Origin of the sequence: Streptomyces sp. SID14478, from assembly GCF_010548525.1 — a bacterium.
Taxonomy (GTDB): Bacteria; Actinomycetota; Actinomycetes; order Streptomycetales; family Streptomycetaceae; genus Streptomyces.
This window is the reverse complement of the sequence record NZ_JAAGMG010000418.1, coordinates 1-1,307: the sequence shown is the minus strand read 5'-3', so window position 1 is coordinate 1,307 and position 1,307 is coordinate 1. Positions and strand designations below refer to the sequence as shown.

The following is a 1,307-nucleotide window of genomic DNA, read 5'->3' as shown; positions in this document are numbered from 1 at the left end:
GGCCGTCCCCAGCGCCGCGGCGGCGACCAGCGTGCCGCCCGCCGCGAGGGTGAGGGTGCCGAAGTCCTCGGCGGCGCCGCCGAGCCCGCCCCGGACGCCGCCGATCGGGCTGGACGTCGCGGAGATGGTCGGGCTCGAGGTGACGGTCACGGACGCCGGTCCCACCGTGGACCCGTCGGCGCAGGCCGCCACGACCTGGTACGAGCCCGAGCCGACGCCCGTCCAGGAAGCGGTACCTCCGGTGAGCGGCGTCTGCCGGCCCTGGGCGAAGTCGGCCTGCCCTGACGCCAGGAGCGAGGCGTTGCCGTCGTTGGGGCAGGAGGTCGTCGTGGCCGTCACCGTGGAACCGCTGGACGTGACGTTGATGCCGGCGGCGAAAGCGGTCGCCGCCGGCGCCGACGAAAGCGCGGCCGCCGCCGCGACAGTGAGAGCCGAGCGGGCGAGGAGCGAAGAGGTGCGCATGCTGTCTGCCTTCCGGCGGCACGGGTGGCGGTACATCCCTTGCCCCGCCCGAGTCGGCAAAGCCCGTGCTGCCTGACGCTCACTCAACGTGCGCCCGGCAGCCCGCGCATGTGGACCGGAGCCGGGCAGGTGACGCGTTCCATCGTCCGGCCCACCGCAGCGCCCCACGGCGTGCCGGACGCCGCGGGGCAGGCGGGACTTTCACAACACGCCCTAGCCTCCGGTGGTGACCGCCCGCTCCGCGGAGAACGCGCCCCACGTTCCGTCCGGCAGCTGCGCCCGGATCTTCACCCGGTGCCGGGCGCCCGCGTCCGTGCCGATGTAGAAGCTGTACGTCGCCCCGTGGGCCGGCGCGCTCTCGCCCCACACCACGGTCGTCGCCTGTCGCCCGTCCAAGAACACCTGGTACGCCGGGACGTCGCCGCCGGTGTCCGGCGGTGTCCAGGCGAGGTCGATGTAGTAGGCGCCGTCCGCCCGCCGGGTGCTCGCCCGGAAGTCCTCCGGCGAGGTACCGGGCCCCTCGTCCTTGCCCTGCGCCGTGGACAGGCGGACGGTGTCGCTCGCGGGGGAGACGTTGTCCGCGGCGTCGCGCGCCCGCACACTGAACTTGTAGGCGGTACCCGGCCGCAGCCCGGTCAGCAGGGCCCGCGTCCGGGCGCCCCCGACGCTGTGGATCTTCGTGGTGCCCTGGTAGACGTCGTACGAGACGACGGCCTTGTCGTCCTTCGACCCCTGCCACGACAGGGTCACCGCCCGGCCGCCGTCCACCCGCCCGCGCAGCCCCGTCGGCCGGCTCGGCGCGGAGCGGTCCGCGGCGACCGCGGCGGGGGTGGTCACGGTGACGC

At 75.2% G+C, this 1,307-nt stretch carries 2 protein-coding genes; both read right to left on the bottom strand.

The genetic code is table 11. The features are described 5' to 3' along the window. Nucleotides 1–462: hypothetical protein (locus tag G3I40_RS13550; protein WP_164302409.1), on the bottom strand; the 462-nt coding region annotated here is incomplete at its 3' end. A 213-nt stretch (nucleotides 463–675) separates the two neighbouring features. Beyond that, nucleotides 676–1,307, bottom strand: a 632-nt coding sequence (locus G3I40_RS13545) for a fibronectin type III domain-containing protein (protein WP_164302408.1), incomplete at its 5' end; no start/stop codon positions are given.